General features: G+C 47.4%; 19 protein-coding genes. All 19 read left to right on the top strand.

Annotated features, from left to right (window positions below):
• The first annotated feature begins 82 nt into the window (after nucleotides 1-82).
• On the top strand, nucleotides 83-1,180 hold the full coding sequence (gene ispG, locus PUW25_RS20265) for a flavodoxin-dependent (E)-4-hydroxy-3-methylbut-2-enyl-diphosphate synthase (RefSeq protein WP_047914313.1): 1,098 nt from the start codon (nucleotides 83-85) through the stop codon (nucleotides 1,178-1,180).
• 219 nt (nucleotides 1,181-1,399) lie between these two features.
• Nucleotides 1,400-3,139, top strand: coding sequence for an ATP-dependent protease LonB (lonB, locus tag PUW25_RS20260; protein WP_047914312.1), 1,740 nt, complete (start codon nucleotides 1,400-1,402; stop codon nucleotides 3,137-3,139).
• A gap of 87 nt (nucleotides 3,140-3,226) precedes the next feature.
• Nucleotides 3,227-5,566 (top strand): endopeptidase La, encoded by a 2,340-nt coding sequence (gene lon, locus PUW25_RS20255; protein ID WP_205055168.1) that lies wholly within the window; start codon nucleotides 3,227-3,229, stop codon nucleotides 5,564-5,566.
• Between the two features lie 72 nt (nucleotides 5,567-5,638).
• A complete protein-coding gene (gene yihA, locus PUW25_RS20250; RefSeq protein WP_047914310.1) occupies nucleotides 5,639-6,253 on the top strand; it encodes a ribosome biogenesis GTP-binding protein YihA/YsxC in 615 nt (204 codons plus the stop codon).
• 273 nt (nucleotides 6,254-6,526) lie between these two features.
• Entirely contained in the window at nucleotides 6,527-7,117 is a 591-nt protein-coding gene (locus tag PUW25_RS20245) for a hypothetical protein (RefSeq protein WP_047914309.1), read from the top strand.
• A gap of 317 nt (nucleotides 7,118-7,434) precedes the next feature.
• Nucleotides 7,435-7,833 carry an adenosylmethionine decarboxylase gene (gene speD / locus PUW25_RS20240; protein ID WP_047914308.1) on the top strand — a complete coding sequence of 133 codons (399 nt, stop codon included), beginning with the start codon at nucleotides 7,435-7,437 and terminating at the stop codon, nucleotides 7,831-7,833.
• A 382-nt stretch (nucleotides 7,834-8,215) separates the two neighbouring features.
• Nucleotides 8,216-9,601 carry a glutamyl-tRNA reductase gene (gene hemA / locus PUW25_RS20235; protein ID WP_047914307.1) on the top strand — a complete coding sequence of 462 codons (1,386 nt, stop codon included), beginning with the start codon at nucleotides 8,216-8,218 and terminating at the stop codon, nucleotides 9,599-9,601.
• Between the two features lie 14 nt (nucleotides 9,602-9,615).
• On the top strand, nucleotides 9,616-10,443 hold the full coding sequence (gene ccsA, locus PUW25_RS20230; protein ID WP_047914306.1) for a cytochrome c biogenesis protein CcsA: 828 nt from the start codon (nucleotides 9,616-9,618) through the stop codon (nucleotides 10,441-10,443).
• A gap of 5 nt (nucleotides 10,444-10,448) precedes the next feature.
• Complete coding sequence (locus tag PUW25_RS20225; RefSeq protein WP_274337457.1) at nucleotides 10,449-11,105, top strand: precorrin-2 dehydrogenase/sirohydrochlorin ferrochelatase family protein; 657 nt, start codon at nucleotides 10,449-10,451, stop codon at nucleotides 11,103-11,105.
• A complete protein-coding gene (hemC, locus tag PUW25_RS20220; protein ID WP_047914304.1) occupies nucleotides 11,106-12,056 on the top strand; it encodes a hydroxymethylbilane synthase in 951 nt (316 codons plus the stop codon).
• 4 nt (nucleotides 12,057-12,060) lie between these two features.
• Nucleotides 12,061-13,611: a uroporphyrinogen-III C-methyltransferase gene (gene cobA, locus PUW25_RS20215; protein WP_274337456.1), complete on the top strand. Its 1,551-nt coding sequence runs from the start codon at nucleotides 12,061-12,063 to the stop codon at nucleotides 13,609-13,611.
• 58 nt (nucleotides 13,612-13,669) lie between these two features.
• Entirely contained in the window at nucleotides 13,670-14,671 is a 1,002-nt protein-coding gene (hemB, locus tag PUW25_RS20210; protein ID WP_047914302.1) for a porphobilinogen synthase, read from the top strand.
• 61 nt (nucleotides 14,672-14,732) lie between these two features.
• Entirely contained in the window at nucleotides 14,733-16,037 is a 1,305-nt protein-coding gene (hemL, locus tag PUW25_RS20205) for a glutamate-1-semialdehyde 2,1-aminomutase (RefSeq protein WP_274337455.1), read from the top strand.
• Nucleotides 16,037-16,933, top strand: a complete 897-nt coding sequence (locus PUW25_RS20200) for an RluA family pseudouridine synthase (protein ID WP_274338233.1) — start codon at nucleotides 16,037-16,039, stop codon at nucleotides 16,931-16,933. Before hemL ends, PUW25_RS20200 begins: the two co-directional genes overlap by 1 nt.
• A 152-nt stretch (nucleotides 16,934-17,085) precedes the next feature.
• Nucleotides 17,086-18,543, top strand: a complete 1,458-nt coding sequence (locus PUW25_RS20195) for a LysM peptidoglycan-binding domain-containing protein (RefSeq protein WP_274337454.1) — start codon at nucleotides 17,086-17,088, stop codon at nucleotides 18,541-18,543.
• A gap of 502 nt (nucleotides 18,544-19,045) precedes the next feature.
• A complete protein-coding gene (locus PUW25_RS20190) occupies nucleotides 19,046-21,715 on the top strand; it encodes a valine--tRNA ligase (RefSeq protein ID WP_047914298.1) in 2,670 nt (889 codons plus the stop codon).
• A 77-nt stretch (nucleotides 21,716-21,792) separates the two neighbouring features.
• Nucleotides 21,793-23,169 (top strand): bifunctional folylpolyglutamate synthase/dihydrofolate synthase, encoded by a 1,377-nt coding sequence (locus tag PUW25_RS20185; RefSeq protein WP_047914297.1) that lies wholly within the window; start codon nucleotides 21,793-21,795, stop codon nucleotides 23,167-23,169.
• 4 nt (nucleotides 23,170-23,173) lie between these two features.
• Entirely contained in the window at nucleotides 23,174-24,544 is a 1,371-nt protein-coding gene (gene murC / locus PUW25_RS20180; RefSeq protein WP_081872823.1) for a UDP-N-acetylmuramate--L-alanine ligase, read from the top strand.
• A 125-nt stretch (nucleotides 24,545-24,669) separates the two neighbouring features.
• Nucleotides 24,670-25,950, top strand: coding sequence for an SPOR domain-containing protein (locus PUW25_RS20175; protein ID WP_052512294.1), 1,281 nt, complete (start codon nucleotides 24,670-24,672; stop codon nucleotides 25,948-25,950).
• The last annotated feature ends 81 nt before the right edge of the window (nucleotides 25,951-26,031 follow it).

Below are 26,031 nucleotides of genomic sequence, written 5' to 3'. Positions count from 1 at the left end.
CTCGTAATGAGGTTTATTTATACTGGATATTTCCAGGCCTCTAGCGGGTGGAGATTTGACGTTATGGGGAGAGAAAGGAATCATGTTTTTAAGACAAGATACACGTCCCGTAAAAGTTGGCAACATTACCATTGGCGGAAGCAATGAAGTCATTATTCAAAGTATGTGTACAACGAAAACGGCTGATGTGGATGCAACGGTAGCTGAGATTTTGCGGCTTGAAGAAGCGGGATGCCAAATTGTTCGTGTAACGGTCAATAATGATGAAGCGGCAGAAGCGATTAAGGAAATTAAGAAGAGAATTCATATTCCGCTAGTGGCGGATATTCATTTTAATTATAAATTAGCTCTAAAAGCAATCGAAAATGGGATCGATAAGGTTCGGATTAATCCGGGTAACATCGGCAAACGTGAAAAAGTAGAAGCCGTAGTTAAAGCATGTAAGGAAAAAGGAATTCCAATCCGTATCGGTGTGAATGCTGGCTCGCTTGAGAATCATTTGCTTGAAAAATATGGCTATCCTACAGCCGATGCGATGGTAGAAAGTGCCTTGTTCCATATCGGCATTCTGGAAGAGCTGGATTTCCATGATATTATCGTGTCGCTTAAGGCATCTGACGTTCCAATGGCCATCGAGGCTTATACTAAGGCGGCACAGGTGATTCCATATCCATTGCACCTTGGGATTACAGAAGCAGGTACGCTGTTCTCAGGTACAATTAAGAGCTCGGCAGGTATGGGTGCTCTGTTATCTATGGGAATCGGCTCCACAATGCGGATTTCACTCAGTGCAGATCCGGTTGAAGAGATCAAGGTTGCCCGTGAGCTGCTCAAAACCTTTGGTTTGATTACAAATGCGGCCACCCTGATTTCTTGTCCGACCTGCGGTCGTCTGGATATCGACTTGTTCTCCATTGCTAATGAAGTAGAGGATTATATTTCACAAATTAAAGTGCCGATCAAGGTATCGGTGCTGGGTTGTGCGGTTAATGGTCCTGGTGAAGCGAGAGAAGCCGATATTGGGATTGCAGGGGCACGCGGCGAAGGTCTTCTGTTCCGTCATGGAGAGATGATCCGCAAAGTGCCAGAGGCTGAAATGGTTGAAGAACTGAAGAAAGAAATCGACAAGATCGTAGAAGTGTATGAAGCAACCGGCGTTATTCCGGGACGCAAGCACTAATCTTTTATTATAAAATAAGAATTTAACTCTTCACTGCTTCCTCGTATGAGGAAGCAGTTTTCTTTTTACCTGCCTGAAGAACGGTCTCTGTTCCTGTTTGATATTGAAATCTATAAGAGAACTTCTGTTTTCGACGTTTATGCCGGAGTGAAAAGGCTATACTACCATGTATCGAACTTTTTGTGGTAAGTGACGAAAAGAACAGGAGGGACACCTAATATGGGTACTGAATTAACCGTTATTGTCATGTTAATCAATTTGTTTTTCGGAGTCGTAATCGGGCTCTATTTCTGGAATATGCTGCGTGGACAGAGAAACAATAAAAGTGCGGTGGAACGTGAGTCTCGGAAGGAACTCGACAAGCTGAGAAAGCTGCGGTCCATATCACTGACCAAGCCGCTTGCCGAGAAGACGCGTCCTGCCAAGATGGAGGATATTGTCGGGCAAAAGGATGGGCTCCGCGCGATGAAGGCAGCTCTCTGCAGTGCAAATCCGCAGCATGTTATCGTTTATGGCCCGCCGGGAGTAGGTAAAACCGCGGCAGCGCGGGTCATTTTGGAGGAAGCCAAAAAAAATCCGGCCTCTCCGTTCAAAGCCGATGCCAAATTTACAGAGATTGATGCAACAACCGCCAGATTCGATGAACGTGGTATTGCCGATCCACTGATTGGCTCTGTTCATGATCCGATATACCAAGGCGCAGGTGCAATGGGCGTGGCAGGTATTCCTCAGCCTAAACCAGGAGCGGTTACGAAGGCGCACGGTGGGATTTTATTTGTCGATGAAATTGGTGAGCTTCATACGATTCAGATGAACAAGCTGCTCAAAGTATTAGAGGATCGTAAAGTTATTTTGGAAAGTGCGTACTATAACTCCGAAGATACGCATACTCCTGCTTATATCCACGATATTTTCCAAAACGGTCTGCCGGCTGATTTTCGTTTGGTAGGGGCAACGACCCGTTCACCTCACGAAATTCCTCCGGCTCTTCGTTCCCGGTGTATGGAGATCTTCTTCCGCGCACTGCTGCCTGAGGAGATTGGACAAATTGCAGAGGATGCGATCAGTAAGATTGGCTTTGCAGCCAATCCTGAAGCGGTGGAGGTTGTAAAAAGATATGCCACCAATGGTCGTGAAGCGGTGAATATTGTACAGCTCGCCGCAGGACTTGCTCTGACTGAGAATCGGGATGAACTTCGGGCTTCGGATCTCGAATGGGTCGCCAGCAGCAGTCAGATTCAGCCGAGACCGGACAGGAAGGTGCCAAGTCTTCCACAAGTGGGCTTTGTCAATGGTCTTGCCGTATACGGACCTAACATGGGTGCGCTGCTTGAGATTGAAGTATCCGCGGTGCCTGTAATGAAGGGAAAAGGAATATATAACATCACGGGAGTTGTCGATGAGGAGGAGATTGGCGGCGGTTCAAGAACGCTCCGCCGGAAGAGCATGGCCAAGGGGTCTGTAGAAAATGTAATTACCGTGCTCAGATCAATGGGGCTGGAGCCTTCTAACTACGATCTTCATATCAATTTTCCTGGAGGTACACCAATAGATGGTCCTTCCGCGGGAATTGCCATGGCAACGGCGATTGCTTCTGCAATTAAGGGGATTCCCGTCGATCATGAGCTGGCAATGACAGGTGAGATCAGCATACATGGAAAAGTAAAGCCGATCGGCGGCGTGCTGGCCAAGGTAGAGGCTGCTTTTCAGGCTGGAGCGAAGACGGTTATTATCCCTGCAGACAACTGGCAGACCATTTTTGAAGGTTTGGATGGCTTGAAGGTTATTCCTGTTGAGTCCGTGGATGAAGTATTCGAGCATGTCTTCGGCAAAGAGCTGATGACAGACAATGAAGAGAAGGCTGCACCTGCACCCGAGCTGTTTCCACAATCTTCACCTTCAATACTACATGCGGACTTGAATCGCGGCGGAACGATGAATAGTACAGAAAGCATGTAAAGACTTCTCCTTCATTGGTTTTTTATGTGAACATTTGATAGAATAATGAATGATAACAACCTGAGAGCCATTGGAGGTGTGAAAGCGATGGGGCCGAGCAAAACCAAAGTTCGTCGTTTTCCTTTACTGCCTTTAAGAGGACTTCTCGTCTATCCGAGCATGGTGCTGCATCTCGACGTGGGCAGGGAGAAATCCGTCAAGGCTTTGGAAAAAGCGATGGTAGAAGAACATCTGATTCTCCTGTGTTCTCAATCTGACGTAAATATAGAAGATCCTGCACGTGAGGATATTTATCGGATCGGTACAGTGGCGAAGGTCAGACAAATGCTGAAGCTTCCGAATGGAACCATTCGTGTTCTCGTGGAAGGACTTGAACGAGCAGAGATAACAGAGTATACAGATCATGACGAGTTCTATGAAGTGCTGGCGGTGGAGCTGCCGGAGGAAGAGGCGGACCATCCAGAGACGGATGCATTAATGCGGACCGTTCTCAGCCAGTTTGAAAATTATATAAATCTATCGAAGAAGGTAACACCCGAGACCCTTGCAGCTGTATCCGATATTGAAGAGCCGGGGCGTCTTGCGGATGTTATAACGAGTCACTTGTCCCTGAAGATCAAGGACAAACAGGAAATTTTGGAAACAGTAGATGTGAAACAGCGGCTTGAGAAGCTGCTGGACATTTTGAATAATGAGCGTGAGGTCCTTGAGCTGGAGCGCAAGATTAACCAGCGGGTCAAGAAGCAGATGGAGAAGACCCAGAAGGAGTATTATCTTCGTGAGCAAATGAAGGCGATACAGAAGGAGCTTGGCGAGAAGGAAGGGCGTGCCGGTGAAGTTGAAGAGCTTCGTGCGGGTGCGGCAGAGCTGTCACTCCCTGACAAAGTGCGAGAGAAGGTCGAGAAGGAAATTGACCGGCTTGAGAAAATGCCTGCCAGCTCCGCAGAGGGCGGCGTTATCCGCAATTACGTGGATTGGCTGTTAGCTCTGCCATGGAGCCGTAAGACGGAAGATGATCTGGATATTCATGCCGCTGAAGAAGTGCTGGATGCAGATCATTACGGTCTAGAGAAGCCGAAGGAGCGCGTGCTTGAATATCTGGCTGTCCAGAAGCTGGTGAAGAAGCTGAAAGGTCCAATTCTTTGTCTTGTAGGTCCTCCAGGGGTAGGTAAGACATCACTTGCGCGTTCTATTGCCAAATCACTTGGCCGTGAGTTTGTGCGTATCTCCTTGGGCGGTGTAAGAGACGAAGCCGAAATTCGCGGACATCGAAGAACGTATGTCGGTGCCATGCCTGGCCGAATCATTCAAGGAATGAAGACCGCAGGTTCACTGAATCCAGTATTTTTGTTGGATGAGATCGACAAGATGGCTTCTGATTTTCGTGGGGATCCATCCTCAGCTTTGCTTGAAGTGCTAGATCCTGAACAAAACAATACGTTCAGTGACCATTTTGTAGAGCTTCCCTTTGATCTGTCGAACGTCATGTTTGTAACAACAGCCAATACAATTCATAGTATTCCGCGTCCGCTCCTTGATCGGATGGAAGTGCTTAACATTCCAGGATATACGGAGCTGGAGAAGCTGCAGATCGCAAGCCGTTATTTGCTGCCGAAGCAGATCACAGAGCATGGATTGACAGATGAACAAGTGGAAGTGCAGCAGGATGCGCTCTTGAAAGTCATTCGTGAATACACGAGAGAATCCGGCGTGAGAAATCTAGAGCAGCAGATGGCTTCCCTATGCCGCAAGGCTGCGAAGAAGATCGTATCCGGCCACACAGGCAAGATTGTTATCGCTCCGGATGATGTGAAAGATTACTTAGGTCCGCAGAAATTCCGTTACGGTGTTGCTGAGCTTGAGGATCAGATCGGAACGGTTACGGGACTTGCTTGGACAGAGGTTGGTGGTGAGACACTCGTTATCGAAGTGACTGTTGTTCCGGGTACAGGCAAGCTTACTCTGACGGGTAAACTGGGGGATGTTATGAAGGAATCTGCGCAAGCAGCCTTCAGTTATACACGTTCCAAAGCAGGGGATCTCGGGATCGCACCTGACTTCCACGAGAAGAACGATATTCACATTCACATTCCTGAGGGCGCCATTCCGAAGGATGGACCTTCTGCCGGAATTACAATGGCTACTGCACTGATATCTGCATTGACTAACCGTCATGTATCCAAGGATGTGGCGATGACAGGTGAGATTACACTCCGCGGCCGGGTTCTCCCGATTGGCGGACTGAAGGAGAAATCGCTTGCGGCACATCGTGCAGGATATAAGAAAATTTTGCTCCCGAAGGATAATGAACGGGATTTAAGAGATATACCGGACAGTGTACGAGAAGATGTTGAATTCGTACCTGTTGCACACATGGATCAAGTGCTCCAGCATGCACTGGTCGAACAACAGGCAAGTGTGCACTAGATAAGCCAATGAGCATCAACGAGAGTTCCATTATTTCATTGGTGTGTTATGAAGAGAGGATAAATATCGATTATGAAAGTTACAAAATCCGAATTTATCATTAGTGCGGTCAGCCCTAGCCAATACCCTGAGGACGCCTTGCCGGAGATTGCTCTGGCAGGGCGTTCCAATGTGGGGAAATCTTCGCTGATCAATCGATTGATTAATCGTAAGAATCTGGCAAGAACGAGCTCAACCCCAGGCAAAACCCAGCAGCTTAATTATTACCGCATTAATGATGCACTTTATTTCGTGGATTTTCCAGGCTATGGGTATGCCAAAGTATCGAAGACACAGCGTGCGCTCTTCGGTCAAATGATGGAGAAATATTTGCTTGAACGAGAAGAACTGAAGCTGGTCATGCAGATGATTGATATGCGTCATCCCCCTACGAAAGACGACATTATGATGTATGAATGGCTGAAGCATCATGGGCTTCCCGTATGCGTCGTGACTACGAAGATGGATAAGATTCCTAAGACACGCCGAGCCAAGCATGCAAAAGTCATAAGAGATGCGATCGGTCTTCATCCCGAAGACAGCTTTGTCTCTTTCTCGTCAGAGGAAGGTTTAGGCAAGGATGAGCTGTGGGCAGTCATATCCCGTTATGCAGGGTTTACAGAAGAACAGCCGTCTATAGAAGAGTAGTCCTAACAATTCTCACCAAAAGCAAGTGACCAGACGATCTTGCAGAACAATCGAGCTAACACGAACTTTCTTGCAGAATAATGAGCATTTTCCCTATGGGATGTATAATTTCAAGTTTCTTCCTGATTTTTAATGATTTAAAGCAGAAATTCATTGCATGGCAGAAGGGCGGGTTCCGCCCGCGGTAGTGTATAATGAAGCTAAGTAATGAACATTACGGTTTTAAATCGGCCTGACTACAGAATGGTCGGGAAAGAATTGAGGAGATTTTTTATGGCTCAGCGGTTAGCCACAGAATATGTTAAAGCCACTTTGAAATTAACAGAACCTCAGATGCAGCAGTTTTTAAAAATGGCCGAAGACAGCCAGCTTCAGCACCAACGAGTGAAAGTGCTGGGCAAGGGCGGGCAGGATGTTGTACTTCGTGATGGTGCTGGAGAGGAAGTCTATTTCCCATTTGATCGAGAAGATGGATTATATGTCTGTGAGTTGTCTTGCCGTCTAGTGAATCCTCAGCTGACGAGTGTCGTGCGCAAATTGTTTCTTGCTTTCAAGGGTGAAGGAATGGAGAACCGGGTGTATGCTGGTTTTACCATGATGTATTTTTATTCCCAAGGCTCTGTTCGCAAGATTATTGAAGTCAAACAAGACCAAGCTCGCATCGTATACGAATACAAGAATTCCTTGCAGGAGTTTGAACAGCAATACCGATCACGTGATGTTGAACAGAAAATATTACGTGTGAAGAGCAGTATTAACCAACTGCTCGATGCAAGAAACAAGGTATCTTGCCAGGAGGAAATTCGTCATATTGATGAGCAGTTACGGATAGAAGCATTCATACTATTTACTCTTGAAGCCTAAATATATTCATAATGCAGAGCCTGCTCTTTACTGAGCGGGCTTTTCTTTGGTTCTAGTAAACCTTACACGGTATTATTTTTTTGGTGTTTGGTCCACTTCAGGTCAAAAAAAATATACTGTATTGTTCTTGAAAAAACTGTTGCATTTGTAATGAATAGGTGTTATTTTTATTCTCGTTGAAAAGAATATAGGAACCAGGATTCACTCAGGACATTGTGTATGTTGCGAGAGATTTATCCCTCGGGAAGTGAATGACGTAGGTCCTAGCGGATGAAATTTTTTCAAACATTTTATTCCTAGGAAGGGGGAACCGAAAGATGGGAAATACAACTTTCGGAAGACACGTTGCTGTTGACACTTGGGGAGTAGACTTTGATCTGTTGAACAATGAGGATTTCTTGCAAGTACAGATGGTAGAAGCCGCAGAAGCTTGTGATGCGACCATCTTGTCCGTGCAATCCAGACAGTTTGAGCCACACGGGGTTACTGTGCTAGTCATGTTGGCTGAGAGTCATCTCTCGATTCATACGCACCCTGAAAGAGGCTTTGCCGCGATTGATTGTTACACTTGTGGAGAATTGGTTGATCCGCAGCTTGCTGTTGATTACCTGGTATCGGCTTTGAACCCGGAGAAGATTTTTTCAAAGACATTAGTGCGTGGGAATGGCGAATTAGATGTCGAACAGCCTGTAAAACAACAGATTGAGCTTGTATAATACACAGATTTATAATACGATACATTTAATAAAGAACCATGGAATTTCCATGGTTTTTTTATATATTTTATGTAATAAACTAGAAATTCTCCTAACTGTAATATTCGATGGTGAGCTGCACAAGTTTCAAATGAGTTTACAACGTATAAATTAATGAAGTGGCGGTAAAATTAAGTAGGCACATTTGAATCCATAGGTTAAGAAGATGAGGATTTCATAAACATGTCATAAAAAGCATTAGGGCGAAACTGTACATATGTTATACTAAATACTGCTTAAGGCTAATTGCTAATAACACATTTAATTGTTTTTATAGACTGAATCTATTTCATGTGAATGGATTCAATGATTTACGAATTTTGTAGAGGCAGGTGAACTTGCAATGCACATCGTCGCAGTTGGGTTAAACTATCGCACAGCGCCTGTAGAAGTAAGAGAACGGTTTACATTTGATGAAAAAGACCTGCCATCAGCGCTCCGAGAGCTCAAGAAGACAAACAGTGTATTGGAAGGCGTCATCGTTGCTACATGCAACCGTACGGAAATGTATGTGGTGGTTGATCGTCTCCATATGTGCGGGTATTTCATACGCAGCTTCATGGAGCATTGGTTTGGTATTTCCCGCGAGGAGTTTACTCAACATCTCTATATATATGAAGATGAACAGGCGATACGTCATTTATTTCGGGTAACCAGCGGACTGGACTCCATGGTGATCGGAGAGACCCAAATTCTAGGCCAGGTTAAGCAGGCCTTCTTAACGGCTCAAGCTGAGAAGGCAACTGGAACGTGGTTTAATACGCTGTTCAAGCATGCCATCTCTGTAGGCAAGAGAGCGCACAGCGAGACTTCGATTGGTGAAGCAGCGGTTTCTGTCAGTTATGCTGCTGTTGAACTAGGGAAGCGCATCTTCGGCTCCTTTAATCATAAGAAGGTCATGATTCTGGGTGCAGGGAAGATGAGTGAGCTCACTGTTCAGCATTTGTATGCGAATGGTGCGGAAGAAGTCATTGTGGCGAATCGGACCTTCTCGCGCGCAGAGGAGCTGGCAGCCAAATTTGACGGAACAGCATGCACCATGGAACAGGCATTTACACGTCTTCATGAAGTGGACATTTTGATCAGCTCAACAGGAGCGAAGGATTTCGTTATCTCGGCTGATATGGTTAAAGACAGCATGAAGCGAAGAAAGTCACGTCCGTTGTTCATGATCGATATTGCTGTACCTCGGGATATAGATCCTGTAATTTCAGATATCGCTAATGTCTTCTTATATGATATCGATGATCTTGAAGGCGTGGTTGAGACCAATCTGGAGATGCGCCGGATCGAGGCAGCGAAGATCGATTCCTTTATCGAGGAAGAGATTGAAGAATTTAATCATTGGCTCAAAACCTTGGGGGTTCGTCCTGTGATTCGAGCTTTGCAGGAGAAAGCCAACAGTGTTCATGAGGAAACGCTGGAGAGCTTGTTTAACAAGCTGCCCGAGCTGGATGAGCGTCAACGTAAGGTGATACGGCGACTGACAAAGAGTATGCTTAATCAAATGACGCATGAGCCCATTAATCGTATAAAAGAAATGGCAGTGGATAAGAATGCGGATGATGCATTATCGATGTTCACTACCATGTTTGGTCTTGAGGAAGAGCTCGAAGACAAGGAAGAGTCTTCTGTTTCCTCAAGAGTGAATATGAAGCCGGCCACGGAGCCTGGTCGTGAGGTGGAGCAAGCACCTTCACGGATTGCATATGTTCCAGTGAGCCTGTAAGGCAGGTGTAAAGAGTGTCTACAGTAGATACGATTCACACTATGCTGATTTATATTTATGCCCTGAGCCTTCTGTTTTATTTCTCGGATTGCATTCGACGCAACACGAGTGCGAAGCGGATGGGCACAGGGCTTCTTGTTGTCGTGTTCCTGATGCAGCTGATTTACCTCATTCTTCGCACGGTGGAACTGGGACATATTCCAATCTATTCGATGTATGATTTTGTATTCTTATTCACCTTCAGCATGGTTATTACATCTCTGATCATGACAACGTTCAGGAAATCAGAATATATCGTATTCCTGCTGAATGTGGTCGGATTTAGTGCTTTGGTGCTCAGTGATTTTTGGCTTGCTCCGGTCGTCAATCCAATGCTGAATTGGCAGACTGTGCATGGGCTTCTTGTCATGCATATCGCTCTTGCTAATCTGGGGTTTGCTGCACTAACGCTCGCTGCCGTATTTGCTGCGATCTATCTTTTTCTGCATTTCAGGCTCAAGTCGAAGCAATGGGGCGATACGATGCGGCGCATGCCGAGTCTTGAAATGCTCTATTTGTACATGAACAAGTCAAGCTCTATCGGGACTCCGATGCTCGGCGTTTCGGTCATGCTTGCTGTATTATCGATCATGGCAGAGAAACGCTGGCCATTATTACTCGATGCCAAAGTGCTTTCAACACTTATTGCATTATGCATCTATTTAGGATACTTCATTTCAAAACGATATAATGGTCATGCTCCCCATGTTATGGCACGGTGGACGCTAATCGGTTATGTCTTTGTCATTATTAGTTTTATCAGTAATGCTTGGTCTGTATTTCACCGCTGGACAGGAGAGTGAAGTAAATGGAGCAAGCTTATGTTCCGATATGGCTGGATTGCTCAGGTCGCACTGTCATTATAATTGGCGGTGGTCCAGTGGCTGAGCGCAAGGTAAGTGGACTTCTTAATTCAGGAGCGAACATTACGATCATCAGTCCCACGATGACCGAGAGACTTCTTCAGCTGGCTCAGCTGAGTGAAGTCTCCTGGATTCAAAGGCCCTACCGTCAGGGAGACCTGAGAGGGGCTTTTCTTGTATATACAGCTACAAATCACGCGGATATTAACCGACAGGTGGTTAAAGAAGCGAAAGAGACAGGTGCTTTGGTGAACAGCGCAGATGAGCCTCGCAGCGGTGATTTTATTACACCGAGTGTCGTACGCCGCGGCAGGATGTCAATCGCTGTGTCAGCCTCGGGTTCAAGTCCAGGAGCAGTCGCACGCATTGCACAGCAGCTGGAGCAAGAATATGGTGATGAATATCAAGTGTACTTTGATTTTTTGCATCAAATTCGTCAAACGATTCTGTCTCGTATTGAAGATCCAAGCAAGAGAAGACATCTGCTGAGAAAAGTATTAGAGTTAAATATATTAGATGAAATCAGAGAAGGACGCTTCGAATTATGGTCCGATGAACAACGAAATAATTGGATTGCAGACAATCAGGAGGGTAATGAATAAATGCGAACGATTGTAGTAGGAAGCAGACAAAGTGCACTGGCTCTAACACAGACAGGGCATGTCATTGATGATTTGAAGAACCTGTGTAAGCAGCATGGGCTTCTATTTGATTTTGAGATCAAGAAGATTGTAACGAAGGGCGATCAAATCCTGGATGTCACGTTGTCCAAAGTCGGGGGCAAGGGGCTGTTCGTCAAAGAAATTGAGCAGGCTATGATGAACGGCGAGATTGATATGGCCGTACATAGTATGAAGGATATGCCCTCTGTACTTCCCGAACCACTGACTACTGGTGCTGTGCCGCGCAGGAAGGATCCAAGAGATGCCCTCATATCCAGAACCGGATCTTCCCTGGATGAGCTGCCTCAAGGCGCAAAAGTAGGGACGAGCAGTCTGCGCAGAGCGTCTCAGCTCAAAGCTTATCGTCCTGACTTTCAAATTGAATGGATTCGCGGCAATATAGATTCCAGACTTCGCAAGCTTGAGACAGAAGGCTTCGATGCTATTATTCTCGCTGCGGCGGGTCTTTCTCGTATGGGATGGGAGGATCGGATAACGGCTTATTTGTCTCCGGACACTTGTCTGCCAGCGGTAGGCCAGGGTGCGCTTGGTATTGAATGCAGGAAGGATGACAAGGAACTCCTTCATTTGCTCAGTTTATATAATGATCTGGAGACGGCGCTGCCGGTTGCCGCGGAACGGAAATTTTTGAATGTGCTGAACGGAGGGTGCCAAGTACCCATCGGAGCGTATGCAACCTGGGCTTCCCATCAAGAAGAGGATGAACATAAGCAGCTTATCGAGCTGACGGGGATGGTTGGAACACCAGATGGATCGACGGTGCTTAAAGAGACGCTGATCGGGAGCGATCCTGAACGTCTTGGGGAGGAAGTTGCTGAACGCTTGATTCAAAAAGGCGCAGAGAAGATACTGGCAGACGTAAGGGGATGAGGAAATGGCAGGTAAGGTCTATCTCGTGGGTGCGGGACCGGGGAACGCGAAGCTAATTACAGTCAAAGGCTGGGAATGTATTCAGAAGGCAGATGCGGTAGTCTATGATCGTCTGGCCAGTCCCAGACTACTTCGAATCATGAAGGCTGGAGCATCCAAGATCTATGTCGGCAAAAAAACAAACCGCCACACAATGAAGCAGGAGGATATTAATCAGCTGCTTGTGGATCTCGCGCTTGAAGGCAAAACGGTCGTTCGTTTAAAAGGCGGTGATCCGACCATTTTTGGAAGAGTCGGTGAGGAGGCAGAGCTGCTTCGCAGGCATAATATTCCTTTTGAGATCGTGCCGGGAGTCACCTCTGCAATCAGTGTGCCGGCCTATGCCGGTATTCCTGTCACACATCGGGATTATGCATCATCCATTTCGATTATTACTGGACATGAGAGTCCGGATAAGCTCAATAGAGCGATCTATTGGGATAAAGTAACGAATGCCACAGGAACCTTGGTATTTATGATGGGAGTCGCTAACATCGGCTATATCAGTCAGCAGCTGATTGATCATGGCAGACCCAAGGATACGCCTGTAGCGCTGATTCGCTGGGGAACTTGGGCTGAGCAGGACACTCTTGTAGGCACACTTGAGGATATTGAGCACAAGGTGCAGGAGCACGGATTCCGTCCACCCGGCGTCATTGTCGTTGGTGATGTCGTCAAGCAGCGTGAACGGCTGCAATGGGCAGAATTCATGCCTCTCTTTGGCAAAAGAATACTGGTGACAAGAGCAAGAAGTCAGGCAAGTGAGCTCGTCACACGGATTGAGGAATTAGGTGGAGAGCCTTATGAGCTGCCTGTTATTGAGACGGTTCCTGTGCAAGCGGATCATCAGAGGGAGCAAATAGCAGAAGCTCTTAATCAGTTAGAACAGTATGACTGGGTCATATTTACGAGTGTGAATGGAGTCGAGCATTTCTTTAGAGCGATGGAGGAACAGGATAGAGATATACGTTCACTCTATCGCGCGAGAATTGTAGCCATTGGACCGTCAACGAAAAAGGTACTTCGAGACAAAGGAATTCTGGCAGAACAGGTCCAGGGATCTTATCAGCAGGAAGGGCTGATGGATACCTTTGATGCTGATCTTCTCCCGGGACAGAAAGTGCTGCTGCCCTCAGGTAACCTGGCTCGTCCTTGGCTCTCTGACAGACTGAAGGAGAAGGGGCTTGAAGTCCACAGTGTCAGTGTATATGAGACGGTCGTTCCTGAAGAGCAGGACGATGAACTGATAGGACTCCTGCAGAAGGGCAAAGTTTATGCTGTCACGTTCACGAGCTCTTCAACAGTAACTCATCTCCTGACGCTATTAGAACGGATGGGATGTGAACAGCCTGCTTCTTTATTTAAAAATGTTCACGTCGCGTGCATTGGACCTGTTACTGCAGAAACGGCGGCAAACGCGGGGCTTCATGTCAGTATCGTTTCAGAAGAGGCGACAATAGAGAGCTTGGCTGATGCACTGTGTCATATGGGTGACCAAGTTCATCAGCTTGGCTGATGCACTGTGTCATATGGGAGAACACGTTCATGTTAATTAATGAAAGGGGTTATTCAGAATGGGATTTCCAATCGTAAGACATCGCAGACTACGGCAGTCGGCCGGTATTCGCAATATGGTGCGAGAAACACATTTGAATGTTAGTGATTTTATACAACCGATCTATGTTACATACGGTACAGGGGTTAAACAAGAAATCTCGTCAATGCCGGGAGTATACCGTTTCTCACTCGATACGCTGAAAGAGGAAGTACAAGAGATTGCTGAGCTCGGTATTCCGGCTGTACTTCTATTTGGTATTCCAGATACGAAGGATGCTGTAGGTTCCTCCGCCTATGCAGAGAATGGAATTGTACAGGAAGCGACAAGACTCATCAAATCCTGGTACCCCGATCTGCTCGTCATTGCAGATACCTGCCTGTGTGAGTTTACGGATCACGGTCATTGCGGAATGATTCATACGCATGAACGAGACGGTCATGTATGTGTTGATGTCCTGAATGACGAATCGCTTGAGCTGCTGGTGAAGACTGCTGTGTCTCAGGCAGAAGCTGGAGCTGATATCATTGCACCATCCAACATGATGGACGGTTTCGTAGGTGCAATTCGTGCAGGACTTGATGAAGCAGGATTCACCCATATTCCAATTATGTCTTACTCGGTGAAATACGCCTCCGGCTTCTACGGACCTTTCCGTGAGGCAGCAGATTCAGCACCCCAGTACGGTGATCGCAAAGCTTACCAGATGGATCCGGCTAATGCCAGGGAAGCGCTGCGTGAAGCCGAAACGGATGTTCTTGAGGGAGCAGATATGCTGATGGTGAAGCCTTCTTTATCTTACCTGGATGTGATGCGCACGATTAAGGATCAATTTGATCTGCCGCTGGTTGCGTATAACGTCAGCGGTGAATATGCGATGGTCAAAGCCGCAGCGATCAATGGTTGGATTGATGAAGAGAAGGTGGCCATGGAAATCCTGCTCAGTATGAAGCGTGCTGGAGCAGATATGATTATTACGTATTATGGCAAAGACGCAGCCCGCTGGCTGGCAGTTCGTTAATATTTTCGTAAAGATACACTATTGGCATATAAATTTATGAACAGAGGAGTGAGGTTTAAGAATGAGTGAACAGAATCGACAGCCGCGCCGGGAGGAACGTTCCCGTACCGCTTTTGAAGAAGCGAAGCAATACATGCCTGGCGGAGTGAATAGTCCGGTACGTGCATTTAAATCTGTAGGACTGACTCCTGTATACGCAGACCATGGCATAGGTTCTAGAATCTATGATATTGATGGTAATTCTTTTATTGATTATGTGGCCTCCTGGGGTCCTCTTATTATGGGACATGCCCATCCGGAAGTGATATCCGCGATTCAGGAGACCGCTGTCAAAGGGACAAGCTTCGGCGCACCAACACTCATTGAAACGGAAATGGCCAAGCTGGTATGCGAGCGTGTACCCTCCATCGACGTTGTTCGTATGGTGAACTCTGGCACGGAAGCAACGATGAGCGCGATCAGACTTGCTCGAGGAGCAACAGGCAGAAGCAAAATTTTGAAATTTGAAGGCTCTTATCATGGACACGCAGACAGCCTGCTAATCAAGGCAGGTTCGGGAGTAGCAACTCTTGGACTTCCGGATAGCCCTGGTGTTCCAGAAGGAGTAGCTGCCAATACGATTACCGTTCCTTATAATGATCTTGAATCGGTTCGATTGGCATTTGATAAATTCGGGGAACAGATTGCTGCGATCATCGTTGAGCCTGTAGCAGGCAACATGGGGGTTGTGCCGCCAGCGGCAGGATTCCTTGAAGGGCTGCGCCGGATTACCGTAGAATACGGCAGCCTGCTTATTTTTGACGAGGTCATGACGGGCTTCCGGGTAGGGCTTCACAGCGCACAAGGCCGGTTCGGTGTCATCCCGGATTTGACTTGCCTTGGCAAGATCATTGGCGGCGGCCTGCCTGTTGGCGCCTATGGTGGAAGACGAGACCTGATGGAACAGGTGGCTCCGGTGGGTCCAATCTATCAAGCGGGTACACTCAGCGGTAATCCGCTGGCCATGGCAGCAGGCTATACAACACTTAAGCTTCTTAACGAAGAAGTATACACTCGTCTTGAAGAGCTCGGTGCAAGACTTGCTGCTGGTTTTGAGAAGAATGCGAAGGAGCTGGGTGTTCCTGTAACCATCAATAGAGTCGGATCGATGGTATGCCCATTCTTCACTGATCAAGCAGTGACGAATTATGATGTTGCCAAGTCGAGCAATCTGGATCATTTCCGTGCTTACTTTGGCCATATGCTTCAGGAAGGAATCAGCGTAGCCCCTTCTCAATTCGAGGGGATGTTCGTCTCCGGGGTGCATAGCATCCAGGATATCGATGATACAATTGAAGCGAACTATAATGCGTTGAAGGCACTATGATGAACTATAAGAAAAGAGGAGACTGGGCTGAGCTGATGCCAGGCAAAAAGGTGCTCTCCCAGGATGACCGAAGTATGGCAGCTGAGAAATGGCTGCTTGAGGAGCTGGGTATGCCCGAGAAGCTCCTGAACGAGCTTAAGGCTAATAACGGTATTCAACTTGCAGGGGACCGGCTTCGGCTGGCTCTTTTTCCTTCTGCACCGTATGGAATTGTACCCCGATATGTAGAGCTGGATGTACTCCATGAGGATGATTTTTGCCTTGTTGTAAACAAGCCGGTAGGTATGCCCATTCATCCAGATGGAAGTGAGCGTCAGGACGGAACGGTCACCCTTGATCATGCTGTCGCTGGATACTACCAGGTAAGCGGACTAGAGATTGCGGTGAAGCATATCCATCGTCTGGATGTGGATACGTCAGGTCCAGTGCTGTATGCGAAGAACCGCTATGCAGAACTGAAGCTGAACGCCATGATGCAGCTGAAGCAGATTGAGCGCAAATATGTTGCAATCGTTCACGGGGTCGTAGCTCAGAATAAAGAGAAGATAGACTTGCCAATCGGCAAGGACAGGCATCATAAGCAGAGAAGAAGAGTCTCCCCTACGGGGCAGCATGCGGTAACTCATATGGAGACATCCGAAAGACTAAGAGAAGCAACCGTAGTCCGGCTTCGTCTGGAAACAGGGAGAACACATCAGATTCGGGTACACCTAAGTCATTTGGAACACCCCTTGTTTGGAGATACGCTGTATTGCGGCTTGAGTGAAGGGATTCGCAGACAAGCATTGCATGGAGAAGAGCTCAGCTTCAAGCATCCTTTTACAGGGGAGCTACTCACGGTCACAGCTCCTTGGCCTCAGGATATGATTGATTTATATGACTCGTTAAAAGTGTAAATAAAAATATGAATCCGCGGATGAATGGTATGAGTCCTCTGAACGGTGCATATACATGTACACGAGAAGCATCTTGAGTTTACTTGTGTAACATGACGTAAAGCTATGAAAATCTCATGGTGAATATATGCTGTGAAAGGAGGACTAGCGCTATGTTAAACCCGCCGTATGGACTTCGGTTTGATATTTACGAGCGTGTTCATCTGCCCGAAGATGTGCCTGCCATTAGTGAGCTGGATGAGATTGAATTGTATCCTCGCATACAGGTTGTATCGGAGCAGGAGCATGCTGCGCTGCGTGGACACTTGCTGTTGTCCGGTATTTATCAAGGAGAGAACAATCAGCAGGAGGAGCTGTCGCACGAGATTCCTGTTGAGATTACAATTCCACTCAGCCGTGTCGCATCCATTGAAGATATTGCAGTGGAGATTGAGAATTTTGACGTGGATTTACTTTCGACGCGCAGTCTGAACATTACGGGCGTGCTCTCTTTGCGCGGAATTGAAGGAATTGGACCGGCAGAAGAAACCTCTGACTGGAATCCGGAGGAATTTACCGTTGTGCATTCCAATTCAGGTGAGGAAGAGGCAACGTCGAACCCGCTATATTCAGGGTACAATCCGTATAACCGTGATCCATCCATAGCGGATTCAGAACAACAAGAAGCGATATTGTCGAATTCGGAATCTCCAGCTGAGCTTCAATATGATACAGAAGCTTCGGTGTACTCACCTTCAAGGCCTTTTTTGCATACGCCATATGAGACGCCTGTATCCGAGCCGGCTGCAGAGGGCAATGCTGCATGGTCTCTTCCGTATGAAGCAGAGTCAGTCGGTGATTCCGTGAATCGGGAAGACGCTCAGGCACAGGCTCCGTACAGCGCAGATGCATTTGGCAGCACGGAGGAACAATATGAACAGAATGAAGCAGAGTCGGACCGGGGACAAGATGATCCATCGAATCAATACGGTGCATTCACATCCGGTAATCAAGAACCGGAAGCATACTCAGCTCCAGAGGTGTGGAGCTTCGAGCCTGCTGTAGTGTCGGGCTCAGAGCGTGACTCGGTGGCTCCTGCTGCGAGTCATGCTGCAGATGCGAATTCAGATTCTGCAGAGATTGAGGAGACAGCCGGTCTTGGTGATTCTGCGGATGAGCTTGAGACAGACTCTAGTCCGCGAGAGCCGGAAGCTCAGGAGGTCTTGCTCGAAGCGGATGTGCCACAGCCGGATCCTTCCGAAGAGAAGCCTGAATTGAAGGTTGCCTTTGGAACCAAAAAATCGGGCGAAGCTTCAGCACAAGGCTCCTATGGCATTACTTCGCTCTTACAAAAGAACAGAACGGCAGAAGAAGTCCTGCAGCTGGAAGAGGAGCTTCCGATTGAACAGCGTGAAGAAGAACCGGCAGAGGAAGTTCAATGGAAGAGCCTGTTTCTCGGAAGTGGTGCTGAGCAGACACCATTCAAGAAGGTTAGACTCTGCATCGTGCAGCGTGAAGAAACGCTTGAAACCATTGCCGACCGGTATCAGCTCAGTACGCGTGAGCTGCAGCTATATAACCGTCTGTCCGAGCAATCGGTAGAGGAAGGTCAGGTACTCTACATTCCTTAGTAGAGCTGCTTACAGGAGAGTTCCCGGTTTGAATCGGGGACTCTTCTTTTTTGTCATGTAAGGTCAAATGCCCGGTTGACGAATGGCACAAAAGAAATGTATGATGACAGTAGGATTGGGAATACAATGAATAACAACAGTACTTAAACTTAATCTAACGACTTGGATCGGGAATAGTAGGCAGTGAGCCCTTCAGAGAGTGGAATTGATATGGTGTGAAATTCCGCAGGATTGTGAGCTGTACCGAAGTCGCCCGTGAGTTGCCCTTTTGAACTTTCTTGTATGATGAGGAAGCTAGAATGCGGCCGGTAGCAGCCGTTATCTGCCTAATGAAGTGTCATATCGAGCTTAATGTTTTCTCTTTTTACAAGTGAATTCGGACCTGCTCGGCTATGAAACAAAGGTGGTACCGCGAAAGAATGGCCTTTCGTCCTTTGAGGATGAAGGGTCTTTTTGTATTTTCAAGAATGTGTTAAACGAAGATAAATTGGAGGAATGTATGATGTCAGAACCGACAGCGAATCCGAATCAGACGGAAATGTCGACAACGTACGATCCGCGGGCAGCGGAACAGAAATGGTATCCATATTGGATGAATAATGAATTTTTCAAGGCAGGTCAGCGCAAGGATGCGAAGCCTTTTACGATCGTGATCCCTCCGCCTAACGTTACGGGTATTCTTCATATTGGGCATGCACTGGACTTTACGCTGCAGGATATCATTATTCGGGCAAAAAGAATGCAGGGCTACGATGCGCTCTGGCTTCCGGGCTCTGACCATGCAGGAATTGCTACACAAACGAAGGTAGAACAGAAGCTTAGAGAAGGCGGCGTATCCCGTTATGATCTGGGCCGTGAGAAATTCCTTGAGAAGGTATGGGACTGGAAGGAAGAATATGCAAATACGATTCGTTCCCAATGGGCGAAGATGGGGCTTTCACTGGATTACTCCCGTGAGCGGTTTACGTTAGATGAAGGTCTGTCCAAGGCCGTTCGTGAAGTCTTTGTTAAGCTGTACGAGAAAGGGCTCATTTACCGCGGTAAACGCATTATTAACTGGGATCCTGCAGCACGCACGGCCTTGTCAGACATTGAGGTTGAATACAAAGAGGTACAGGGACATTTGTACCATTTGAAATATGAGCTGAAAGACGGAAGCGGCTCGATCACGGTTGCGACAACACGTCCGGAAACGATGCTTGGAGATACCGCTGTTGCTGTACATCCCGAAGATGAGCGTTATAAGGACATGATTGGCAAGATCCTCGTGCTTCCGATTATTGGTCGTGAAATACCGGTGATCGCGGATGAGTACGTGGACAAAACGTTTGGCAGCGGAGCTGTGAAAATTACACCTGCTCATGATCCGAACGATTTTGAAGTAGGTCTGCGTCATGATCTGCCGCAAATTACGGTTATGGATGAGTCCGGTAAAATGAATGAAGAAGCCGGCAAATATAAAGGTCTGGACCGCAGTGACTGCCGCAAGCAGATCGTTCTTGATCTCAAAGAATCCGGCGTCTTGATTAATATTGAAGACCACACACATCAAGTGGGCCATAGTGAGCGTTCCGGTGCGGTTGTAGAGCCTTACTTGTCCACACAGTGGTTCGTAGCTATGCAGCCGCTCGCGGAACGAGCCATTGAAGCACAGAAGAGCGGTAAAGGGGTTAACTTTGTTCCTGACCGATTCGAAAGAACCTACTTGCAATGGATTGAGAATGTTCGCGATTGGTGTATTTCGCGTCAGCTGTGGTGGGGTCACCGTATACCTGCGTGGTACTGTGATGCTTGTGGTGAAATTCATGTCAGCCGCGAGGATATGACGGCTTGTCCGAAATGCGGATCGCAAGAGCTTCGTCAGGACGAAGACGTCTTGGATACCTGGTTCAGTTCTGCACTATGGCCGTTCTCTACGCTTGGCTGGCCGGAAGAGACAGAGGACCTGAAGCGTTACTATCCGACCTCTGTACTTGTAACGGGATATGATATCATTTATTTCTGGGTAGCACGGATGATCTTTACGGCACTTGAGTTTACGGATGAGATTCCGTTCAAGGATGTTCTAATGCATGGACTCGTGCGTGATTCCGAAGGACGCAAGATGTCCAAGTCGCTGGGCAACGGAGTGGATCCGCTCGAAGTTATCGAAAAATACGGAACAGACGCAATGCGCTATATGCTGTCGACAGGAATTACTCCAGGACAGGATCTGCGCTTCCGCTGGGAGCGTGTTGAGCAGGCCCGCAACTTTGCGAACAAGATTTGGAACGCATCCCGTTTCGCGCTCATGAACTTGGAGGGCTTTAAGGCAGAGGACATTGATATTACGGGTGAACTGACTACAGCTGACCGCTGGATCCTGCATCGCCTGAATGAAACAGCTAAGGACGTAACCCGTCTGATGGATGCCTATGAATTCGGCGAAACGGGCCGTACACTGTATAATTTCATATGGGACGATCTCTGTGACTGGTACATTGAGTTCTCGAAGCTCTCGTTATATGGTGAAGATGCGGAAGCCAAACGCAAAACACAATCCGTTCTTGCCTATGTCCTTGACCAAACCATGCGCCTGATCCATCCGTTTATGCCGTTTATCTCCGAGGAGATCTGGCAGCACCTTCCGCATGAGGGTGAGACAATTACTTTGGCAGCTTGGCCGGAATTCAATGAGGCCTTTGTTAATGACAAGGCTGTAGCTGAAATGAATATGCTGATGGATTTGATCCGTGCAGTACGCAACATTCGGGCCGAAGTAAATGTACCGATGAGCAAAAAGGTTGAACTGCACATTAATGCAAGTGGTCAGGATGGTCTGAACATCATTGACAATAACCTGATTTATGTTCGTCGTTTCTGTAATACTTCAGAACTATCTACTGGAACAGAGCTGTCTACACCAGATAAAGCGATGACTGCTGTGATCTCCGGCGCCGAGCTGTATTTCCCACTGGCAGGCTTGATTGACATCGATCAAGAGATTGCACGTCTCACGAAAGAAAAGGAGACGCTGGATAAGGAAGTATTGCGGATCGAGAAGAAGCTCGGCAATGAAGGCTTTGTATCCAAAGCGCCTGAGAAAGTTATCGAAGAAGAGCGTGCGAAGCTTGCAGACTATTCTGATAAGCGGACAAAAGTCATTGCACGGATTGATGAACTTCAAAATTAATATAAGACGGCAGGTGTTCCTCACTAACGTAAGGGATGCCTGTCTCTTACTTACTTTATACTTAGAAGGTGAAGCATATGGATCGAACCACTGGCAATAGCACGGCTGCTCCGCTGAATACGTATAATGAGGCGGTAGCTTGGATCAACAATCTCATTCCGTTTGGAATCAGACCGGGACTCTCCCGCATTGAATTGCTCTTGTCTAAGCTGGGTAATCCCCATCAGCATCTGAAGTTTATCCATGTCGCAGGAACGAACGGAAAAGGTTCTACCTGTGCCTTTTTGACGTCAGCCTTAAGACAGTCCGGTTACGATGTAGGTACATTCACTTCACCGTACATTACCAAGTTTACGAATCGGTTTCAGTATAACGGGGAAGACATTCCTGAAGAAACTTTACTGGCACTTGCAAGACGTCTTTATCCGTTAGTAGCGGAAGTGGGGGAGACAGAGCTGGGTTCTCCCACCATGTTTGAGGTTGCGACGGCGCTTGCAATTCTGTATTATGCTGAGGTGTGCTATCCTGATGTAGTGGTATGGGAGACAGGACTCGGGGGAAGGCTTGATGTAACAAATGTCGTAACTCCGATTATTTCCGTAATCACCAATATTGGAATGGACCACACTGATATTCTTGGAGATACGATTAGCCAAATCGCAACTGAAAAGGCAGGAATTATTAAACCCGGCGTTCCTGTCGTCAGTCTAGTAGAGCAGCCGGAAGCGATTCAAGTCATTCGTGAGGTCGCAGAGAAACAGAAATCCACCTTATATCTTGCGGGTGACCAGTTTACCTATGAACAGGTTCAGGTTAATAAGGATGGACAGAAATTGCATTTTAATGGACCGTTTCGTGAACTTGATGTCGAGCTGACATTGCAGGGCAAGCATCAATGTGCCAATGCCGCTGGGGCTTTAATGACACTTGAAGTGCTGCGCCAATACATGGCGTTCTATATGGAAGAGGAAGATTTGCAAAAAGGTTTCCGCCTTGCCTCTTGGGCAGGCCGTTTCGAGAAGGTGTCCGACGAGCCGCTTCTCATTCTGGATGGAGCTCATAACCCTGAGGGGGCTGAGATGCTGGCACAGAGCATCAAGGATCTGTATCCTGAGCGGAAACTAATTTTAATGATGGGCATGCTGGAGAATAAGCATCACAAATTGTATTTTGAGCATATACTGCCACTAGTGGATACGCTTATCCTGACTGAGCCAGATTTCCGACGTAAAATGGACGCGGCCCAGTTAAAAAATATGGTAGAAGAGCTTCGTCCATCCTATGCCAAACCAAACCTTGACATCATCGTAGAACCTTCATGGAAACAAGCATTGAGCTTACTTAAGTTACGGACGGAAGCGGAAGATCTGGGGGTTGTGTCCGGCACATTATATTTGATTGCCGATGTAAGGGCCGCCCTTCTGCATCAAACCGATTCTGAAAAAGGTTGGTGAAAATTTGTTAAACACTTCGGAACATGTACATTTTATCGGTATCGGCGGCTATGGGATGAGCGCCATTGCAAGAGTTATGCTGGAAATGGGATATACCGTCACGGGATCGGATGTCGTATCCCAGGAGCTCACTGAGAAGCTTGCCGCTAAGGGAGCAAAAATATATATCGGGCATACGCCGGAACAAGTCCACGGTGCGGACCTGGTTGTCTATTCAACAGCGGCTTCCAAGGACAATGTGGAACGCGTTGAGGCCGAGCAGCTGAACATCCCTATTCTTCATCGTGCTCAAATGCTTGCAAGGCTGCTGAATGAACGTAAAGGGGTTGCTGTTGCCGGTGCGCACGGTAAGACAACCACTTCTTCTATGATTGCGCTTGTCATGGAGGAGTGCGGCGTAGATCCGACCTATATTATCGGCGGAGAAATAATGAACCTCGGTACGAATGCCAAGGCGGGCAAGGGTGAGCATGTTGTAGCAGAAGCGGATGAGAGCGATGGCTCCTTCCTGCAGTATCATCCTTGGCTGGGTATCGTAACGAATCTTGAAGCCGATCATATGGAGAATTACAACAATGATTTTAATGAGCTGAAGAATGCTTACATTAAATTCTTGAATCAGGTTAAGCCGGAAGGCTGTGCGATTGTCTGTGCGGATGATGAGAACATTCAGAGCATCATGCCGCAGCTCAAATCCAACATTATCACTTATGCGATCGATGCAGAAGCTGATTATACGGCAACAGATATTGAGCTCGGTGATCGCCATATTTCATTTACGATGAATCATCGAGGTGCGCCTCTTGGAACCGTTGAGTTGTCCGTACCTGGTAGACATAATGTGAGCAATGCCATGGCGACTGTGATTTCTTGTCTCGAAGCAGGTATTCCGTTTGAGTCTATTGTGAAGGCAATCGTGAAGTTCAGCGGAGCGAAGCGGAGATTTCAGGTGCTCGGAGAAGCCCGTGATATTCTCATTATTGATGATTACGCGCATCACCCAACGGAGATTGAAGCGACGATCAGTGCTGCCAAAGCGACAGGCAAGCGGATCATAGCGGTCTTTCAGCCGCAGCGCTACACACGTACCTTCTTCCTGCTGGATGCGTTCAGCCGTGCATTTGGAGAAGCAGATGAGGTCATTATTACGGACATCTTCTCCCCTGCTGGAGAGAAACAGATCGAGGGTGTACATTCCTCCAAGCTGGTAGATCTGATCAAGCTCAACAGTAACCCAAATGCCGTATATATTCCTACCAAAGAGGATGTTGTGAAGCAGCTCGAACATCGTTTGCAGCCTGGAGATCTCGTCTTAACCATGGGAGCCGGCGATATTTGGAAAGCAGGCTATGAGCTTGCGAAGGGAATCAAGTAAGATCCTTACCGTTTGTGTCATACCAAGCATCGTTTCTTTAATTAAAGAAACGGTGCTTTTTTTTGCATAACTCCTCTACTAGACACATATAGCTGTTAGAAAGGACAAGAGGAGGGTGGTTAGCCGTGAACAAAGCTAGAATGACATTTCGTTTCAATGAGGACAAGCCTGCTGCCAAGCTCGAATCAGACATCGTAAAGTCTGGCGATGAACGGAAGCTCAGCAAGGAGCGTACAACTGCGAAACATGATATAACAGATCCTGAACCTGTTGAAATGCCGCAGATCACCAACCCGCCGCAGACCGTGACAAGCCTTCCTCTTGACGAGCGGGAAGTAGAAGGGCGTTCTGATCAAGACAGCTTCAGTGCAGATCGTGTTTACGTGGATCGGAGAATATACGAGGATTGGGAAGAGCCTTTTGGTTCTTACTCTTCTGTGCCTATTGTTGCAGGTCATGAGCACTACAAAGAGCCTCAGGAGAAAGACAAGCAGCACCGAGATTCATACGAGGAAGCCGAGGATCAGAACCCATTCTATGTGGATCAAGCTAGTGAGAATTACAGCATTTACCGGGGACCTCGGAATGTATGGAAAATGACGGGATCCATTATCGCTGCAGTCGTTACAGGTGTCATGTTCGGATTTGTCGCCATGTCCATGGTGAATTCAGAGAACACCTCAAACACCGTTTCGCCTGTATCGGTGCCTGCATCATCAGGTGTCACTCAAGAAACAGCTGCAGAGGGAGCAGGAACTGTTCCTGCCGGCACAACATCCGCGGTAACCATTCCAGCTGTAACCTACTATATGCTGCAATACGGGGTGTTCAGCAGTTCAGAAGGTGCCGAGCAAGCCAAAGCTGAGCTGACAATCGCCGGTATAGCGGCTGGGAGCGATCCTTTGGATGAGCTGCGTGTGTACGCGGGAGTTTCCGCCGATCGTGAGAATGCCAAACTGATCAGTAACCAGTTAAGAACGGAAGGGGTGGAGCTGTACGTACGTGAGATTCACCTTCCTGAGATAACGGGCCTTCAGTTCTCAGGTGATCAGAGCACGGCTGCAGAGTTTTTTAGTTCAAGCCGGGCGGTTACAGAAATATTGACCTCTTTATCAATCAAGCAGCTGGGTCAGCAGGAGCAGAAAGCACTGTCAGAAGCGGATATGATCGCTGTCACGGACGCGCATCAGCGCTGGACAGGCACGGTGACAAAGGTCAGAAGTGGTTTACCGGCGGAGAGTGAGTCTGTCGAGCTGCAAATGGAGGCCGCTATGAATACGGCAGTCACTGCAGTTGCAGAATATAATAAAAATCCCTCCAAAGAACATATTTGGAAAGTGCAATCACAGGTCATGAATTATATACTGCTCGAAAAACAACTGCTTGAAATCATCAAACAAGCATAGTATGCGCGCTGATCCGGCACGGGACTGGAAATAGTTCCCCATGCCGGATTTCTGTTTGTACTTACGTCTAGGTTCCCGTAT

This window comes from Paenibacillus urinalis (assembly GCF_028747985.1).
Taxonomy (GTDB): domain Bacteria; phylum Bacillota; class Bacilli; order Paenibacillales; family Paenibacillaceae; genus Paenibacillus; species Paenibacillus urinalis.
The sequence above is the reverse complement of the archived record's forward strand: the minus strand, read 5'-3'. Positions and strand labels throughout refer to the sequence as shown.

Excerpts from the sequence above, each read along its gene's own strand:
- ispG (WP_047914313.1), top strand. The coding sequence starts at position 83 with ATGTTTTTAAGACAAGATACACGTCCCGTAAAAGTTGGCAACATTACC.
- lonB (WP_047914312.1), top strand. The coding sequence starts at position 1,400 with ATGGGTACTGAATTAACCGTTATTGTCATGTTAATCAATTTGTTTTTC.
- lon (WP_205055168.1), top strand. The coding sequence starts at position 3,227 with ATGGGGCCGAGCAAAACCAAAGTTCGTCGTTTTCCTTTACTGCCTTTA.
- yihA (WP_047914310.1), top strand. The coding sequence starts at position 5,639 with ATGAAAGTTACAAAATCCGAATTTATCATTAGTGCGGTCAGCCCTAGC.
- PUW25_RS20245 (WP_047914309.1), top strand. The coding sequence starts at position 6,527 with ATGGCTCAGCGGTTAGCCACAGAATATGTTAAAGCCACTTTGAAATTA.
- speD (WP_047914308.1), top strand. The coding sequence starts at position 7,435 with ATGGGAAATACAACTTTCGGAAGACACGTTGCTGTTGACACTTGGGGA.
- hemA (WP_047914307.1), top strand. The coding sequence starts at position 8,216 with ATGCACATCGTCGCAGTTGGGTTAAACTATCGCACAGCGCCTGTAGAA.
- PUW25_RS20225 (WP_274337457.1), top strand. The coding sequence starts at position 10,449 with ATGGAGCAAGCTTATGTTCCGATATGGCTGGATTGCTCAGGTCGCACT.
- hemC (WP_047914304.1), top strand. The coding sequence starts at position 11,106 with ATGCGAACGATTGTAGTAGGAAGCAGACAAAGTGCACTGGCTCTAACA.
- cobA (WP_274337456.1), top strand. The coding sequence starts at position 12,061 with ATGGCAGGTAAGGTCTATCTCGTGGGTGCGGGACCGGGGAACGCGAAG.
- hemB (WP_047914302.1), top strand. The coding sequence starts at position 13,670 with ATGGGATTTCCAATCGTAAGACATCGCAGACTACGGCAGTCGGCCGGT.
- hemL (WP_274337455.1), top strand. The coding sequence starts at position 14,733 with ATGAGTGAACAGAATCGACAGCCGCGCCGGGAGGAACGTTCCCGTACC.
- PUW25_RS20200 (WP_274338233.1), top strand. The coding sequence starts at position 16,037 with ATGAACTATAAGAAAAGAGGAGACTGGGCTGAGCTGATGCCAGGCAAA.
- PUW25_RS20195 (WP_274337454.1), top strand. The coding sequence starts at position 17,086 with ATGTTAAACCCGCCGTATGGACTTCGGTTTGATATTTACGAGCGTGTT.
- PUW25_RS20190 (WP_047914298.1), top strand. The coding sequence starts at position 19,046 with ATGTCAGAACCGACAGCGAATCCGAATCAGACGGAAATGTCGACAACG.
- PUW25_RS20185 (WP_047914297.1), top strand. The coding sequence starts at position 21,793 with ATGGATCGAACCACTGGCAATAGCACGGCTGCTCCGCTGAATACGTAT.